The following is a 14,777-nucleotide window of genomic DNA, read 5'->3' on the forward strand; positions in this document are numbered from 1 at the left end:
TTAAGAGAGGCTGAATTTTCAACGGAAAGCCCGGGATTCGCTGGTGGAACCGGCAAAGGCGGTTAATTCAGTCTTGATGCCAGAACATGATGCCGAAAAGTGTGAGCGGTTTTCAGATGACATCATGTTCCAACTTTTTAATTCGGATCGGGCCTCACATCCATTCGCGGCCCTCGCTGCGCAGGAAGTAGATGAGATCAAGCGTGAGGCTCGCCTTGCCGAGCGCCGTCAGCGTCATGTGGCACTGGCCGCGATGATGGGTTTGGTGGTTGAAGAAATGCGCGAGCGCCGCCGACAGAGGCTGGGTGATCTCGGCCGGCTGTACCACTGTTACATAGGTGAAGTCGGCGGCGAGGGCTCTCTCGTCCAGCATGCCCGTCCAGGCAATGATACGCGCGTCCTCGATTTTGCGTGCGGCGGCAAGCGCATCCAGCTCTTCGAAGAGCACGGCATCGAGTGTCGTCGGCGCTTCGCCGGTGCCGGTGAAGCGCTTCATCCATATTCGGTCGGCGACGATCAGATGATTGAGCGTGCGATGCAGCGAGCCGAAGAAGGCGCCGCAATCATTGCGGAATTCTGCATCGCTGAGTTCGGCCGCAGCCGCATAAACTTGCTTGTTGGCCCAGCGATTATAGGCGGCGAACATCCTGTAATGTCTGAGCATCCTGTCCCCTCCCGTGTCGTATCGGCAGTCTAGCCCTTTTCCCCAGAAAGCCGAGTGATGACGCCATGAAATTTCCTGATTTGATTGTAGGCGCTTTCTGTCGTGGAATGGATAGAGCTGCGATCTCGAAAGGACTGTCATGACCAGAGCCCTCTATTCCCTCTGCGGCGCCGACGAGCGGCGCTTCTTTTCGCCCCATTGCTGGAAGGCGGTGATGGCGCTGGCGCATAAGGGGCTCGATTTCGAGGAGGTTCCGACGACCTATGCCCGCATCCGCGCGATTGGCGGCGGTGTCTCGTCGATCGTGCCCGTTCTCGACGACAATGGCCGGCTGATCCCCGACAGTTTCGACATCGCCCTCTATCTGGAGGAGACCTATCCCGAGCGGCCATCACTGTTCAACGGCGAGGGCGGCAAGGCGCTGTCGCGGATGGTGGAAGGCTATTCGCAGATGATCATCCATCCGGCGATCATGCGCATCGCCCTTCTCGATATCCATGCGAACCTCGACGAGGAAGACAAGGCCTATTTCCGCGAAAGCCGGGAGGCTCGGCTTGGCAGGCCGCTGGAACTGGTTGCCGCGGACAGCGAGGCGGAGAAAGCCGCCTTCGGTGTCAAGCTGGAGCCGCTCCGGCACATGCTGAAGTTCCAACCCTTCATCGGCGGGCAAACGCCGCTCTTTGCCGACTATATCGTCTTCGGCGCGTTACAATGGCTGCGTGTCTCCGCCGGTCTCGCCATGCTGGCTGCCGACGATCCCGTCATGGCCTGGTTCGAACGCTGCCTCGATCTTCACCAAAGCCGCGGCAGGACTGTGACAGCGGCGTGAAATTGCCGCCTACCTCTTGTTTTCGGGCGTTGGGGCGGGTAAAGACCGCCCACTTTTCCCGAGAAAACAGAGGATTTGACTATGGCGATTGAACGCACCTTCTCGATGATCAAGCCGGACGCGACCAAGCGCAACCTGACGGGCGCCATCACCAAGATGCTCGAAGATGCAGGCCTGCGTGTCGTCGCTTCCAAGCGCGTCTGGATGAGCCGTCGCGAAGCCGAAGGCTTCTACGCCGTTCACAAAGACCGTCCCTTCTTCGGAGAACTGGTCGAAGGCATGACCTCCGGCCCGACCGTCGTTCAGGTGCTGGAAGGCGAAGGCGCGATCCTCAAGAACCGCGAGATCATGGGCGCGACCAACCCGGCAAACGCTGACGAAGGCACGATCCGCAAGGTCCACGCTTTGTCGATCGGCGAAAATTCCGTTCACGGCTCGGACGCTCCTGAAACGGCTGCCCAGGAAATCAAGTACTGGTTCTCCGATACCGAAATCGTCGGCTGAGGCCACGCTTCGGCATTCGCCTGCAATGCCTTGAATTGACTCTCGAAAGCCGGGGCCTCGCTCCGGCTTTTTCTATGCATGTTTTCTATGCCGGGCATTTGTCGGTATTCGAGAAATCGACGCTGCCGTCAGGCTTGAAGACCTCCGGGTTCTTGTCATAAAATGCACCGACGACGAGCGGCTTGCTCGGCAGGACGGTCTGGTCGAGGTCGGACCGGAACTGCGTCTTCAATTCCTGCAGCACCTTGCCGTCCTTGTCGACCAGCCGGACACTCACGGAATAGGGACGATCCTTGCGCACGCAGTGCAGGTTTTCGCTCTGCAGCGCGATCTTGTCGTCGATCGGATAGATCTTCTGGTTCAGCACCAGCGGGTCGCCGCCTTGCGGGTTTTCGAATTCGGCGATGATGACCGAACCGTCGGGGATCGGCCCGGTCTTCTTCAGCGTCAGCAGATAGGTGGCGCTCGCCATCCGATAGTTGAAGACGAAGAGATGGCCGGTGACCTCGACAAAGTTTTCAGCCTGGCGCTGGCAAGCTGACAGCATCAGCCCGGCCACCGTCGCCATCACGATACAATGCTTTCTCATGGCGTCTCCTCCTTCTTGCGGCGATAGTGCCGGTTCGCCTTGGCGCGGTTGCCGCAGACCGCCATGTCGCACCAGGCCCGGCTCCTGTTCTTGCTGCGATCGATGAACAGCCAGCCGCAGTTGCCGCAGATCTTCATGCGCTCCGGATCAGGCATGGCGATCAGCCGCAGCGCCGAATGGGCGGTCGCCGCGACCAAGCTGTCGGGCCTCGTGTCGCGCAACGCCTTCGCCAGCGCCTCCAGCAGGCTGGCGAGCAGTTGGTCGTCGCCTCCATCAAGTATACGCTTGCGGAAATAGAGGTCGATCGCTTCCCGCAGCGCGATGAAGTCCGCCTCGTTTTCCGCCGCCACCGGCGCGATGTCGCCGAAGAGGGCCCGCTCGGCGCAGAATTCGGCGGCGGCGCGCGGAAAGCTCCGCATCTGGTCCCTGACCGCAAAGCGGTCGATCCGCCGCGTGGTATCGTGGCGCAGAACGACGCTGTTGACGACATCGAGCGCCAGTGCGCCGCCGGCAAAGCGGTGAGGGGTCCAGGAAAAGCTCATGATAAATCATAACTGGCGAAATGGGTTTTACCAGTTATAATTTTGGTGACGCGGAGTGTCTGGAATGGCTTATCTTCTGCAGCAGCTGGCGAATTCGGTTCCGCTGGCCGCCCTCTACGCCGCACTTGCCTTCGGTTATGCCGTAGCCTTCGGCGTGACGAAGCGGGCCGATATCACCTATGGGGCGATCTTTGCCTTCGCGGGCCAGATCCTGCTGCTCTTCACCGAACTCGCCTTCAACCGCTTCTGGCTGGTGCTGCCGGCCGCCCTTGCCGTCGGCGCTTTCGCTTCCATCGTCTATTCGCTGGGGGCGGGCCTATGGATCGGTCGCTCTATCATGCTGCCGCTGGTCAGCAAATCGCCGAATACGGTGATCGTCGCTGCCCTCGGCATCATGATCGTCCTCATGGAGACCGCCCGGCTTGCCGCCAATACCCGCGCCATCTGGCTGCCGCCGTTCCTGAACGACACGGTCGTCTTCTGGAGCGACGGCCCGTTCAAGGTGACGCTCACCCATATCCAGTTGATCGACACCACACTGATGTGTGCCATCGTCGCAGTGGGTACGCTGATCCTCAGACGCACGGCCTGGGGCCGCGTCTGGCGCGCCGTCACCGATGACCCGCTGGCGGCCGAACTCTGCGGCACCAGCGCCAATCGCGTCTTTCTTGTCGCCTATGGGGCAGCCGCCCTCGTCGCCACGATTTGCGGCATCCTCGCAACTTTCTATTACGGCTCGATGGATTTCGGCGCTGGCCTGATGTTCGGGCTGAAGGTGCTGCTGATCGCGGCTGTCGGCGGCCATTCCGATCCGCTGCGCTCGGCAGGCGGCGCTGCCGGGCTCGCCGTCGCCGAAACTATGTGGGGCGCCTACGGCCCCTTCGTCTGGCGGGATCTGGTCATCTTCTCGCTGCTCGTCCTGCTCTTGGTCATGAGCCGCCGGGAGCGCGTTGTTCTCTAACTACTTCCACTTGTCGCGGGCTGCGTCGTCGGCGTCTTTCGCCGAGACCCAGTCGCCAGTGGCGCCATCCCGCGCATGCTCCTTCTTCCAGAAGGGGGCCGCAGTCTTCAGGAAGTCCATGACGAAATTCGCACCGTCGAACGCCGCCTGCCGGTGCGGTGCGGCTGCGACGACGAGCACGATATTCTCGCCGACGGCGATCCTCCCGTATCGGTGGATGGCGGTGAGGCCGAGAAGTCCGAAACGCCCGATGGCAAGATCGCCGATGCGCCGCATCTCCGCTTCCGCCATGCCGGGATAATGCTCGAGTTCGAGGGCGGCAAGCGTGCCGCCTTCATCGCGGCAGAGGCCGGAAAAGGTGACGACGGCGCCGATGCCGGATTTGCCTTTGGAGAGGCGATCGACCTCGGCCTGCAGATCGAAGTCTTCGCGCTGGACGCGGATGGTGGGGGTGATGGTCAACACAGCCTCCCTCTTCTCCCCAGCGGGGAGAAGATGTCCGAAGGACAGATGAGGGGGGTGAGTGGCGAAAGCCGCGAACGCACTGAGCGCAAGCGAAGGGCAGTACCTGCGGCCGCGGCCCCCTCATCCGCCCTTCGGGCACCTTCTCCCCGAGGGGAGAAGAGAGGGGAATATGCCGCACCGGATCTCATCCCAATCACCCCCCCGTCATCGGTGGAAATATCCCGATTTCCCGTGCACCCGATATCGGTTCGTCATGCTCGACATGCTCCATGTCGAGCGCCACGCGGATCACGTCGGGATATTGAAGCGCGGTCTCATATTCTTCGCCCAGCGTCTTCAAATGATTCAAGAGATCGGCGACGGTGACGACGGAGGAGGGGAGGTCGATCTCCTCCTCGCCCTTGCCGATGCGCTCGCGCACCCAGGCGAAATAGACAAGCCGCGTCATTCCTCGTCATCCACGATATGTTTCACCCCGGCGCGGAAATAGTCGTAGCCGGTATAGATCGTCAGCAGTGCCGCGATCCACAGCAGCGCAATGCCGGTTTGCGTCGTATAGGGGAAAATCTCGTCGCCGGCCGGGCCGGCGAGCAGGAAGGCGATGGCGACGAGCTGCAGCGTCGTCTTCCACTTGGCGATCCGCGTCACCGGTACGCTGACCTTCAGCGCCGCCAGATATTCGCGCAGTCCCGACACCAGGATCTCGCGGCAGAGAATGGTGATCGCCGCCCAGATCGACCAGCCGGCGATGGTCTGGTCGGCTGCGACCAGGAGAAGGATCGAGGCGACCAGCAGCTTGTCGGCGATCGGATCGAGCATGCGGCCGATATTCGACGTCTGGTTCCAGATGCGCGCGAGATAACCGTCGAGGAAGTCGGTGAGCGAGGCGATGACGAAGATCCACAGCGCTACCCAACGCGCCGTATTGCTGATCGACAGCCTGCCCTCGATGAAGAAGCAGAGAACGATCAGCGGTACGGCGAGGATACGGCCGTAGGTCAGAAGATTGGGAATGCTGTACGCACGCGATGCCATGGGATCGTTTCTCTGAATTGATGCGTCGCTACAGCGCCGCACGTCTTTTAGATGCGCAAAGGGACGCTGTAACACTCTGGAACCTCCGCATCATGCTCGGGCCGATGCGGTAGATGACGGCTTTGGCTGCGGACCGTCAATATTCTTTCTGTCTTTTCACCGCCTTTGCGTGGAATTTGCGACGGACGCCGGTTATTTCGCGGCGTCGTCATGGAAATGGTTATAGACCTGCTTGGCGACGGCTTCCGATATGCCTTCCACCGCCATCAGGTCGGACAGGGCGGCGCGCGAAACCGCCTTTGCCGTGCCGAAATGCTGAAGCAGCGCGCGTTTGCGCGAGGGGCCGATGCCGCCGATCTCGTCGAGCGGGTTCTTGATCATTTCCTTCTTGCGCCGTGCCCGGTGCGAGCCGATCGCGAAACGGTGCGCCTCGTCGCGCATGCGCTGGATGAAGTAGAGCACCGGATCTCGCGGCGGCAGCGTGAAGCTCTCGCGTCCCGGCGGGAAAAAGCGTTCGCGCCCGGCATCGCGGTCGACGCCCTTGGCGATGCCGATCGCGGTCACGCTGTCGGTGATGCCGAGTTCGGCAAGGATGCCGCGCACCGCCGTCATCTGCCCCTGGCCGCCGTCGATGAGGATCACATCGGGCCAGGTCGGGAAGGGCATGTCGGCTGCATCGGGCGTGGCCACCTGCGCCGTCCGGTCAGGAATGCCTTCTTCCTTGATCAGCCGCGAGAAACGCCGCGTCATCACTTCCTTCATCATGCCGAAGTCGTCGCCGGGCGTGATGTCGGTCGATTTGATGTTGAACTTGCGGTACTGGTTCTTGACGAAACCTTCCGGCCCCGCGACCACCATGCCGCCGACGGCATTGGTGCCCATGATATGCGAGTTGTCGTAGATCTCGATGCGCTGCGGTGCATAGGTAAGCCCGAACGTTTCCTTGAAACCTTCGAGCAGCCGCGACTGCGACGCCGTCTCGGCAAGCTTTCGCCCATGCGCCTCGCGTGCATTGCCGACGACATGGTCGACCAGATCCCGCTTCTCGCCGCGCTGCGGCACCAGGATGGAAACCTTATGGCCGGCCTTTTCGCTGAGTGCGGCCGCGAGCAGCTCCAACTCCTCGACCGTCTGCGACAGCATGATCTGCTTCGGCACCGGCTTGTCGTCGTAGAACTGCGCGAGAAAGGAATTCAGCACTTCGGCGCTCGAAAGCTGCGGATCGGCCTTCGGGAAATAGGCGCGGTTGCCCCAGTTCTGGCCGGTGCGGAAGAAGAACACCTGGATGCAGGAGATGCCACCCTCATGATGGATGGCGAAAACGTCAGCTTCCTCGACGCCGGCCGGATTGATGCCCTGGTGGCTCTGCACGTGCGACAGTGCTGCCAGGCGATCGCGATAGATCGCCGCCCGTTCGAAATCGAGGTCCTCGGCCGCCTGGTTCATCGCCTCGGCCATATGCGACTTCACCTTCTGGCTCTTGCCGGACAGGAAGTCCTTCGCCTCCTGCACCAGTTCGCCGTACCCCCCATCGCTGACCTCGTGGGTGCACGGCCCGGAACAGCGCTTGATCTGGTAGAGCAGGCAGGGCCGCGTGCGCGTTTCGAAGACGCTGTCGGTGCAGGTGCGGATCAGGAAGGCGCGCTGCAGCGAGTTGATGGTCCGCCCGACCGCGCCGGCCGAAGCGAAGGGTCCGAAATAGTCGCCCTTTCGCGCTCTCGCACCGCGATGCTTGAAAATGGCAGGCGCCCGGTGGTCGCCGGTGATGAGGATATAGGGAAAGGACTTGTCGTCGCGCAAAAGCACATTAAAGCGCGGCCGCAAGCGCTTGATCAGGTTCGCTTCCAGCAGCAGCGCTTCGGTTTCCGTGCGCGTCGTCACGAATTCCATGTTCGCCGTCTGGCGCACCATCTGGGCGATGCGGTTGGAATGCACGCGGCCGACGGCGTAATTGTTGACGCGTTTCTTCAGGCTGCGCGCCTTGCCGACATAGAGCACGTCGCCTTCGGCATTGAACATGCGGTAGACGCCGGGGCTGTTCGGCAGCCGCTTGACGAATTCGCCGATCAGGTCCGCGCCGAGGAGCCCGGTTTCATTGAGGCTACCCGCATTCCAGTCGACCGTCGCCGTAAGCGGCACGGCGACGGAAGCGTCGCCTTCCACCTCGATATCGTCTTCGCTCTCGTCCGTCTCGTCGTAGAGAACGCCGCCATCCGGCAGCTTTCGTCCGTTCATTCCGTAATCTCCGCCACATCGGGCGTCTGCCAGGCGAGGTGCTGGCCGCCGTCGAGGGCAATCATCTGGCCGGTGATCGAGGGCGTGTCGTAAAGGAAGCGAATCGTTTGTCCGAATTCCTCCAGCGCGGGCCCTCGCTGCAAGATAAGGGCTGAGACCTGCGCTTGGAAGTCCTCCATCGCCTGCCGCTCGCTCGGCATCGAGGGGCCGGGGCCGATGGCATTGACGCGGATGCGTGGCGCCAGTGCCTGTGCAAGCGTCTGCGTCGCCGTCCACATCGCGGATTTGGAGAGGGTATAGGAATAGAAGCTGGGCCTCAGCGCCCAAACCCGCTGGTCGATGATATTGACGATCAGCCCCGCTGCCTCAGCGGGCATCTGCTGCGCGAAGGCCGCCGCAAGGATAGAGGGCGCACGGACATGCAGGTCGAAGTGTAATGCCCAGGTGGCGGCATTGAAACTACGCGCTGAATCATGCTGGAAGACCGACGCATTATTGACGAGCAGATCGAGCGGCCCGAGCGCCTCCGACGCCTTCGCGACCAAGGCGCCGGTCTCGCCGATATCGGTGAGGTCGGCCTGCAGCGCGATCGCCCGATATCCCTTCCGCCGCAATTCCGCCACCAGTTCTTCGGCCTCACCGATGGAGCCGTTCGCGTGGATCGCAACGGAAAAGCCATTTGCAGCAAGGTCTTCGGCGATTGCCCGGCCTATTCTTTTAGCAGCCCCTGTTATAAGGGCCGAGCGAAGTCTTTTGTGGTTCAAAATCTTGCCTTCTGATCCCGCGAGTCTGTCAGCAGACTATATAGGGGCCGGCGGACATTATATAAATAGGCCGTTGTGGTTGCGTCGGGGAAGGGGATATTCTATGTATTATTTAAGAATGCGATTTCTTAAAATAAGTATTTTCAGTTTAACACTTCAGTAGGGTTAATGAAGTGTATGTTGCGCCAAAGCAACATCGAATTTCAGCCATGCGGCAGCCACAATGATATCACAATTTGGCTCTTTCAAATCCGCATTTGAGTTCCAATTTCAGTCTCGATCCGGAAGGGACATCTGGCAATATCCCGCCAATGCTTCACTGATAGACAGTTGACAAGCGGCGCGGGACTGAAAGGAGACTAAGTATGCGTGTACTCATTGCTGGCCTCATGGCCTCCGTTTTTGCAATTGCGGGCGTCTCGGCAGCTCAGGCGGCCGATGCCGTCGACCAGGTTCCGGAAGCACCGGTCGCCCAGGACGCTCCGGTCAAGCCGGCAGGCAACTGGGAAGGCTTTTACCTCGGCGGCGCCGGCACCTACAACATGGGTGACTTCGGTTCCGACCGCCACACCTACGGTTTCGGCGGCCAGGTCTTCACCGGCTACAACTGGCAGCAGGGCCAGATCGTTTACGGCGTTGAATCCGATCTCGGCTACAGCGGCGACGACGTCTCCTCGGGCGGCGTCGAGAACAAGTATGGTTGGAACGGCTCCGTCCGTGGCCGCGTCGGCTACGACATGAACCCCTTCCTGCTCTACGGCACGGCCGGTCTTGCCATCGGCGACGTCAAGGTTTCCGACGACACTTCGGACGAAAGCAAGACTAACTTCGGCTATACGGTCGGCGCTGGCGTCGAAGCCTTCGTGACCAACAACATCACGACGCGCCTCGAATATCGCTACACCGACTATCAGAGCAAGGACTACGACCTCGACTCCGGCAGCTTCTCGCGCGGTTACGACGAGAACAGCGTCAAGCTCGGTATCGGCGTCAAGTTCTAAGCCGACCGAATATCCTGATATGGAAAAGCCGGGCACGTCGCCCGGCTTTTTGCTGTCCGCCTGTCTCTCCAGACGCTGAGCCCGCTCAGCCCTCAGACTTGAGCTCGCGGTGGGCAGGGAATTTTTTCTCGAACTGAGCAAGCCAGTCGATCAGCGGCGCATGATCGGCTTCCCACTGGTCCTTGAAGCGCAGCTCGAGATAATCAAGCGTCGCGGCCAGCGCGAAATGTCCGCCATTGAGCTTCTTGCCTGTTTTCGGCGGATTGGCGCTGAGATGAGCGAGACCGCTCGTCGCCTTCTTCCATTGCCTGTCGATCCACGGCTGGTGAATTTTTTCCTCGTCGCGGAAGCGCCGCTCGTAGACGATCGCCAGCAGGCAGTCGCAGATGCCGTCACAGAGCGCCTCGAGGATTTCCGCATCCGTGCGCTTGCCCTTCTTGGAAGGGTAGAGCCCGCCCTTCGTCAGCCGGTCGAAATAATGCATGATCGTCACGCTGTCATATATCGAGACCCCGTCATCGGTCAGCAGCGTCGGGATCTTGCCGAGCGGATTGTTGTCCACCAGGATCGCCGGCCCGGTATTGGTGTCGACCCGGATGGCGTTCAAGTCCAGCCCCAGAAAATGCGCGGCCATCCGCACCTTGTTGGAATAGGGCGAGGCGGGCGAACAAAGGAGCTTCATGGGACACCTGATGAGATTGTGGAACTGCGGCGCGGACTATTCCTGAAGGCGATTAGCTGGTCAATCGTCCTTGACCGCCTTGTTCTCGCCGCGCAGCCAGAAGGCACGGTGCGAGGCGAAACGGTCTTGCGCCAGATGGTCCTTCAATGGGGGCAGCAATTGGTGCAACTCGTCCTTCAGCGTGAAGGGCGGGTTGACGATGACGAGGCCTGAGCCCGTCAGTCCTGTGATGCCGCGGTCGCTGCGAACGGCAAGTTCGGCGCAGAGCATTTTCGGGATGTCGAGTGCCTGCAGTCTCTCGTGGAATTCCTTGATCGGCGCGCCCTTCTTCAGCGGGTACCACAGGCAATAGGTACCGCCGGGAAAGCGCCGATAGGCCTTTTCCAGCCCCTCGGCCAGCCGCTGATATTCATCCTCCTCCTCGAAGGGCGGATCGACGAGCACGATGCCGCGCTTCTCCTTCGGCGGCAGATGCGCGCCGAGTGCCAGCCAGCCGTCGAGCTCGGTGATGCGGGCGTGGTGATCACCCTCGAACAGCCGGTGCAGCCTGACGTAGTCCTCGGGATGCAGTTCCATTGCCGATAGCCGGTCCTGCGGCCGGAACAGCATGCGCGCGAGTTTCGGCGATCCGGGATAGAAGCGGATGCCGCCCTGCGGATTGAGTTCGCGGATTGCCGAGAGGTAGGGCTCCAGCAGTTCAGAGACCTGAGGGCCGAGGTCCGCCTCCATCAGCTTGCCGATGCCATCGAGCCATTCGCCGGTTTTCTGCGCTTCTTCTAAGGAGAGGTCGTAGAGGCCGATGCCGGCATGCGTGTCGAGCACGCGGAACCCGCCATCCTTTTTCTGCATGTAACGGATCAGCCGCGTCAGCACGACATGTTTCAGCACATCGGCAAAGTTGCCCGCGTGATAGATGTGGCGGTAGTTCATTTTCGCTGATGTCCGTATGAATTCGCGTCATGGGGAATTTTTGTGGCTTTTGGCCGTGCAAGCCTTGGAATATACAAATGCCATGAACATTGCGACCCCCATCCACGCCAAATCAGAAAAGCCGGACAACAGGGTGGGCCACACGGCCTGTCCGCATGACTGTCCCTCCACCTGCGCGCTGGAGGTCGAGATATCGGAGGATGGTCGCATCGGCCGTGTGCGCGGCGCGAACGACCATTCCTACACGTCGGGCGTCATTTGCGCCAAGGTCGCCCGTTACGCCGAGCGGCTCTACCATCCCGATCGCCTGATGTATCCCCTACGCCGCGCCGGCGCCAAGGGGGGAGGGCAGTGGCAGCAGATTTCCTGGGACGATGCGCTGGATGAGATCGCCGAAGCCTTTGTGAAGTCCGAGGCAAGGGACGGCAGCGAGGCGATCTGGCCGTATTTTTACGCGGGCACCATGGGGTGGGTGCAGCGCGATTCGATCGATCGCCTGCGTCATGCCAAACGCTACTCCGGCTTCTTCTCCTCGATCTGCACCAATCCCGCCTGGACCGGCTTTACCATGGCGACCGGCACGCTGCGCGGTCCCGATCCGCGCGAGATGGGTCGCACCGATTGCGTCGTCATCTGGGGCACCAACGCGGTGTCGACCCAGGTCAATGTGATGACCCACGCCATCAAGTCGCGCAAGGAGCGCGGCGCGAAGATCGTCGTCATCGACATTTACGACAATCCGACGATGAAGCAGGCCGACATGGCGCTGATCGTCAGGCCCGGCACCGATGCCGCACTCGCCTGCGCCGTCATGCACATCGCCTTCCGCGACGGTTACGCCGACCGCGCCTACATGGCGCGATATGCCGACGATCCCGCCGGTCTCGAAGCGCATCTGAAAACCAAGACGCCGCAATGGGCTGCTGCCATCACCGGCCTGTCCGTCGAGGAGATAGAAGCCTTCGCCAGCCTCGTCGGCACGACGAAGAAGACCTTCTTCCGCCTGGGCTATGGCTTTACCCGCCAGCGCAACGGCGCTGTCGCCATGCATGCGGCCGCCTCGATCGCCACCGTTCTTGGTTCCTGGCAATATGAAGGCGGCGGCGCCTTCCATTCGAACAGCGATATCTTCCGCATGAACAGCGCCGAACTGACCGGCCGGTCGATGAAGGATGCCGATATCCGCATGCTCGACCAGTCGCAGATCGGCCGCGTTTTGACCGGCGACGCCGTGGCGCTGCGCCACCGCGGCCCTGTCACGGCGATGCTGATCCAGAACACCAATCCCGCAAACATCGCCCCCGAGCAGCGCCTCGTCAGACGCGGCTTTGCCCGTGAAGATCTCTTCGTTGCCGTGCACGAGCAGTTCATGACCGAGACGGCTGAGATCGCCGATATCGTCATCCCGGCCACGATGTTCGTCGAACATGATGACATCTACCGCGCTGGCGGCCAGAACCATATCCTGTTGGGGCCGAAGCTGGTCGAGCCGCCGCCAACCGTGCGCACCAATCTCTTCGTCATCGAGGAACTGGCCAAACGCCTCGGCGTCGCCGATCGCCCCGGCTTCGGCTTCACCGCCCGCGAGATGGTCGACCGCATCCTCGAATCGAGCGGCCTGCCGGGCTACGACCATTTCCTCGAACACAAATGGTTCGATCGCCAGCCTGCTTTCGAGGAGGCGCATTATCTGAACGGTTTTGCCCATCCGGATGGCAAGTTCCATTTCCGCCCGGACTGGATCAATCAGCCGGCGCCGAACAAGCCACCGGCGGCGATCGGCGCGCTCGGGCCGCACGCCGCGCTTCCGGCCTTCCCCGATCAGGTCGATGTCATCGAAGTCGCCGATCCCGAGCATCCCTTCCGCCTCGCCACGTCGCCGGCGCGCAACTTCCTGAATTCGAGCTTTTCCGAGACCAAGACCTCCCGCCAGAAGGAAGGCCGCCCCGAGGTGATGATCAATCCGGCCGACGCCGAAGCCAACGGCATCGCCCATGGCGATCTTGTCCGCATCGGCAACAGCCGCGGCGATCTGCGCATCCACGCCCGCGTCACCACCGAAGTGAAATCAGGCGTGCTGATCGCCGAGGGGCTTTGGCCGAACAAGGCGCATGTCGACGGCGAGGGCATCAACGTTTTGACCGGCGCCGACCCCGTCGCGCCCTATGGCGGGGCGGCCGTGCACGACAACAAGGTCTGGCTTCGCAGGGATGCAGCATGATGCAGCCGAAATCACGCGTGAAGATCGCCGGCGAGGAAACCCTGTCGAATGGGTGGACGCGGCTGAGCAGCTATCTCCTCGACTATATCGACCGCAAGGGCGCAACCCAGCGGTTGAAGCGGGAAGTCTACCACCGCACGCCGGCTGCCTGCATCCTGCTTTATGATCCGAAGCGCGACCTTGTCGTTCTCGTCCGCCAGTTCCGCCTCGCCGTTCATCTCAACGGCGATCCCGCCTGGATGATCGAGGTGCCAGCCGGCCTTCTCGACGACGACCATCCCGAAGCGGCAATCCGTCGCGAGGCAATGGAGGAGACCGGCTATCGCCTGCGCGATGCGCGCTTCCTGTTCAAATCCTATACGTCGCCGGGTGCCGTCACCGAGGTTGTGCATTTCTTCGCAGCCCTCATCGACACCGCCGATCGCGTCGCCGAAGGCGGTGGTCTGGACGAGGAACACGAGGATATCGAAGTCCTCGAAATCCCGCTCGACGAGGCGGCGGCGATGATCGAAACCGGCGAAATCTTCGACGTCAAGACGATCGTGCTTCTGCAATGGGCGCTGTTGAACAGGGGAAAGCTTTCCTAACCTCGGGCGAAGGGAAGATTTTCCGCTGACGCGGCACGTTCCAGTCTGGCGTCCAGCGTCGCAAGCGATACGTTCTCTGCGACCGCAAGCGCCAGATAAGCGGCGTCATAGGCCGATAGCTGATATTTTCCGGCAAGTCGTAGGATCGGAAGATGGTCTTCGCTTGAGACAGTGCGCAGCGGCAGGCTGGTGAGTCGCATGAGACAAGCGAGCACATCCTCGTTGGAGATGCGTTTCCGCCGTTCCGCGGTCAACAGGATGTTACGCATCTCATGCCAGAAGAGATCAGGCACCAAGGCGTCTTCCGTTTCGAGAAACGACAAGGCTTCTTCGGCCGTCCGGTTTTCCTCATCAGCAAGCAACCAAGCCGCCGCAACCGAAGCATCAACCACGAACGGCATCAGCGCTGGCCTTCGCGCCGCCAGGCTTGAATTTCAGCCGCGGTCGCTCCGGCGCGTTCTGCCCGTTCGCTGCGGAGTGCACGAATGGCGTCGAGCCTCTGGCGGCGGTCATCGATCTTGATCATGCGGGCGACCGCGTTGTTGCCACGCGATATCACCACATCCTCGCCTGCTTCCACCTTTGTCAGAAGCTCCGAGAGATGCGTTTTTGCCTCTGCCACTTTCACTTTGATAGTCATCACCACCATCCACTTTGTCTCTAATGTAATGTCATGTCAAAACTTGGTCAACTGATTGGTCAAGTATGGCAAAGCAAGCACGGAAAGAGTAAGAAGTTTGAAGTTCTTCATGCGGTTGTCACGAAGCC

Annotated in this window: 18 protein-coding genes; 6 read left to right on the forward strand and 12 right to left on the reverse strand. The window is 61.1% G+C overall.

Going from position 1 to position 14,777, the window contains the following annotated elements; translation table 11 throughout:
* Positions 1-154: 154 nt before the first annotated feature.
* Positions 155-664 (reverse strand): DinB family protein, encoded by a 510-nt coding sequence (locus FY112_RS19310; RefSeq protein WP_094086304.1) that lies wholly within the window; start codon positions 662-664, stop codon positions 155-157.
* Positions 665-803: 139 nt separating this feature from the next.
* Here FY112_RS19310 and FY112_RS19315 point away from each other — a divergent pair, with 139 nt between their 5' ends.
* The gene (locus tag FY112_RS19315) at positions 804-1,493 is read left to right on the forward strand and encodes a glutathione S-transferase family protein (RefSeq protein ID WP_151519060.1); all 690 of its coding nucleotides are present in this window, start codon (positions 804-806) and stop codon (positions 1,491-1,493) included.
* 81 nt (positions 1,494-1,574) lie between these two features.
* Positions 1,575-1,997 (forward strand): nucleoside-diphosphate kinase, encoded by a 423-nt coding sequence (gene ndk, locus FY112_RS19320; RefSeq protein ID WP_004680549.1) that lies wholly within the window; start codon positions 1,575-1,577, stop codon positions 1,995-1,997.
* Positions 1,998-2,082: 85 nt separating this feature from the next.
* On the opposite strand, the gene FY112_RS19325 is transcribed toward ndk, so the two are convergent.
* Both FY112_RS19325 and FY112_RS19330 read right to left on the reverse strand, forming a co-directional pair.
* Positions 2,083-2,586 carry a hypothetical protein gene (locus FY112_RS19325; RefSeq protein WP_131708403.1) on the reverse strand — a complete coding sequence of 168 codons (504 nt, stop codon included), beginning with the start codon at positions 2,584-2,586 and terminating at the stop codon, positions 2,083-2,085.
* Positions 2,583-3,128, reverse strand: a complete 546-nt coding sequence (locus FY112_RS19330) for a CGNR zinc finger domain-containing protein (protein WP_094086301.1) — start codon at positions 3,126-3,128, stop codon at positions 2,583-2,585. The genes FY112_RS19325 and FY112_RS19330 overlap by 4 nt, the downstream gene beginning before the upstream one ends.
* A 64-nt stretch (positions 3,129-3,192) precedes the next feature.
* On the opposite strand from FY112_RS19330, the gene FY112_RS19335 reads away from it, so the two are divergent.
* Entirely contained in the window at positions 3,193-4,089 is an 897-nt protein-coding gene (locus tag FY112_RS19335) for a branched-chain amino acid ABC transporter permease (RefSeq protein ID WP_131708402.1), read from the forward strand.
* On the opposite strand, the gene FY112_RS19340 is transcribed toward FY112_RS19335, so the two are convergent.
* The 5 genes from FY112_RS19340 to FY112_RS19360 all read right to left on the reverse strand — a co-directional run bounded on the left by FY112_RS19340 (position 4,090) and on the right by FY112_RS19360 (position 8,588).
* Positions 4,090-4,551, reverse strand: a complete 462-nt coding sequence (locus tag FY112_RS19340; protein WP_151519061.1) for a molybdenum cofactor biosynthesis protein MoaE — start codon at positions 4,549-4,551, stop codon at positions 4,090-4,092.
* Between the two features lie 196 nt (positions 4,552-4,747).
* Complete coding sequence (gene moaD / locus FY112_RS19345) at positions 4,748-5,002, reverse strand: molybdopterin converting factor subunit 1 (protein ID WP_017959832.1); 255 nt, start codon at positions 5,000-5,002, stop codon at positions 4,748-4,750.
* A complete protein-coding gene (pgsA, locus tag FY112_RS19350) occupies positions 4,999-5,589 on the reverse strand; it encodes a CDP-diacylglycerol--glycerol-3-phosphate 3-phosphatidyltransferase (RefSeq protein ID WP_003547103.1) in 591 nt (196 codons plus the stop codon). The genes moaD and pgsA overlap by 4 nt, the downstream gene beginning before the upstream one ends.
* Positions 5,590-5,781: 192 nt before the next feature.
* Entirely contained in the window at positions 5,782-7,824 is a 2,043-nt protein-coding gene (gene uvrC / locus FY112_RS19355; protein WP_151519062.1) for an excinuclease ABC subunit UvrC, read from the reverse strand.
* Positions 7,821-8,588 carry an SDR family oxidoreductase gene (locus FY112_RS19360; RefSeq protein WP_017959835.1) on the reverse strand — a complete coding sequence of 256 codons (768 nt, stop codon included), beginning with the start codon at positions 8,586-8,588 and terminating at the stop codon, positions 7,821-7,823. Before FY112_RS19360 ends, uvrC begins: the two co-directional genes overlap by 4 nt.
* A 365-nt stretch (positions 8,589-8,953) precedes the next feature.
* Between FY112_RS19360 and FY112_RS19365 the strand changes: the two genes are divergently transcribed.
* Positions 8,954-9,589: an outer membrane protein gene (locus FY112_RS19365; protein ID WP_017959836.1), complete on the forward strand. Its 636-nt coding sequence runs from the start codon at positions 8,954-8,956 to the stop codon at positions 9,587-9,589.
* Positions 9,590-9,674: 85 nt separating this feature from the next.
* Here FY112_RS19365 and FY112_RS19370 read toward each other — a convergent pair whose 3' ends face one another.
* A complete protein-coding gene (locus tag FY112_RS19370; RefSeq protein ID WP_151519063.1) occupies positions 9,675-10,271 on the reverse strand; it encodes a glutathione S-transferase in 597 nt (198 codons plus the stop codon).
* A 60-nt stretch (positions 10,272-10,331) separates the two neighbouring features.
* The gene (locus FY112_RS19375) at positions 10,332-11,201 is read right to left on the reverse strand and encodes a 23S rRNA (adenine(2030)-N(6))-methyltransferase RlmJ (protein ID WP_151519064.1); all 870 of its coding nucleotides are present in this window, start codon (positions 11,199-11,201) and stop codon (positions 10,332-10,334) included.
* Between the two features lie 16 nt (positions 11,202-11,217).
* Here FY112_RS19375 and FY112_RS19380 point away from each other — a divergent pair, with 16 nt between their 5' ends.
* Together FY112_RS19380 and FY112_RS19385 are read left to right on the forward strand one after the other, a co-directional pair.
* Positions 11,218-13,422 (forward strand): molybdopterin oxidoreductase family protein, encoded by a 2,205-nt coding sequence (locus tag FY112_RS19380; RefSeq protein WP_151519065.1) that lies wholly within the window; start codon positions 11,218-11,220, stop codon positions 13,420-13,422.
* Complete coding sequence (locus FY112_RS19385) at positions 13,419-14,009, forward strand: NUDIX domain-containing protein (protein ID WP_151519066.1); 591 nt, start codon at positions 13,419-13,421, stop codon at positions 14,007-14,009. Before FY112_RS19380 ends, FY112_RS19385 begins: the two co-directional genes overlap by 4 nt.
* Here the strand turns inward: FY112_RS19385 and FY112_RS19390 are convergent.
* Complete coding sequence (locus FY112_RS19390) at positions 14,006-14,410, reverse strand: type II toxin-antitoxin system VapC family toxin (RefSeq protein ID WP_151519067.1); 405 nt, start codon at positions 14,408-14,410, stop codon at positions 14,006-14,008. The two genes, FY112_RS19385 and FY112_RS19390, sit on opposite strands and share 4 nt — an antisense overlap.
* On the reverse strand, positions 14,410-14,649 hold the full coding sequence (locus FY112_RS19395; RefSeq protein ID WP_017959842.1) for a type II toxin-antitoxin system prevent-host-death family antitoxin: 240 nt from the start codon (positions 14,647-14,649) through the stop codon (positions 14,410-14,412). Before FY112_RS19395 ends, FY112_RS19390 begins: the two co-directional genes overlap by 1 nt.
* Positions 14,650-14,777 lie beyond the last annotated feature (128 nt).

It is taken from the genome of Rhizobium sp. PEPV16 (assembly GCF_008919455.1).
GTDB lineage: Bacteria > Pseudomonadota > Alphaproteobacteria > Rhizobiales > Rhizobiaceae > Rhizobium > Rhizobium leguminosarum_Q.

Excerpts from the sequence above, each read along its gene's own strand:
- FY112_RS19310 (WP_094086304.1), bottom strand. The coding sequence starts at position 664 with ATGCTCAGACATTACAGGATGTTCGCCGCCTATAATCGCTGGGCCAAC.
- FY112_RS19315 (WP_151519060.1), top strand. The coding sequence starts at position 804 with ATGACCAGAGCCCTCTATTCCCTCTGCGGCGCCGACGAGCGGCGCTTC.
- ndk (WP_004680549.1), top strand. The coding sequence starts at position 1,575 with ATGGCGATTGAACGCACCTTCTCGATGATCAAGCCGGACGCGACCAAG.
- FY112_RS19325 (WP_131708403.1), bottom strand. The coding sequence starts at position 2,586 with ATGAGAAAGCATTGTATCGTGATGGCGACGGTGGCCGGGCTGATGCTG.
- FY112_RS19330 (WP_094086301.1), bottom strand. The coding sequence starts at position 3,128 with ATGAGCTTTTCCTGGACCCCTCACCGCTTTGCCGGCGGCGCACTGGCG.
- FY112_RS19335 (WP_131708402.1), top strand. The coding sequence starts at position 3,193 with ATGGCTTATCTTCTGCAGCAGCTGGCGAATTCGGTTCCGCTGGCCGCC.
- moaD (WP_017959832.1), bottom strand. The coding sequence starts at position 5,002 with ATGACGCGGCTTGTCTATTTCGCCTGGGTGCGCGAGCGCATCGGCAAG.
- pgsA (WP_003547103.1), bottom strand. The coding sequence starts at position 5,589 with ATGGCATCGCGTGCGTACAGCATTCCCAATCTTCTGACCTACGGCCGT.
- uvrC (WP_151519062.1), bottom strand. The coding sequence starts at position 7,824 with ATGAACGGACGAAAGCTGCCGGATGGCGGCGTTCTCTACGACGAGACG.
- FY112_RS19365 (WP_017959836.1), top strand. The coding sequence starts at position 8,954 with ATGCGTGTACTCATTGCTGGCCTCATGGCCTCCGTTTTTGCAATTGCG.
- FY112_RS19370 (WP_151519063.1), bottom strand. The coding sequence starts at position 10,271 with ATGAAGCTCCTTTGTTCGCCCGCCTCGCCCTATTCCAACAAGGTGCGG.
- FY112_RS19375 (WP_151519064.1), bottom strand. The coding sequence starts at position 11,201 with ATGAACTACCGCCACATCTATCACGCGGGCAACTTTGCCGATGTGCTG.
- FY112_RS19380 (WP_151519065.1), top strand. The coding sequence starts at position 11,218 with ATGAATTCGCGTCATGGGGAATTTTTGTGGCTTTTGGCCGTGCAAGCC.
- FY112_RS19385 (WP_151519066.1), top strand. The coding sequence starts at position 13,419 with ATGATGCAGCCGAAATCACGCGTGAAGATCGCCGGCGAGGAAACCCTG.
- FY112_RS19390 (WP_151519067.1), bottom strand. The coding sequence starts at position 14,410 with ATGCCGTTCGTGGTTGATGCTTCGGTTGCGGCGGCTTGGTTGCTTGCT.
- FY112_RS19395 (WP_017959842.1), bottom strand. The coding sequence starts at position 14,649 with ATGACTATCAAAGTGAAAGTGGCAGAGGCAAAAACGCATCTCTCGGAG.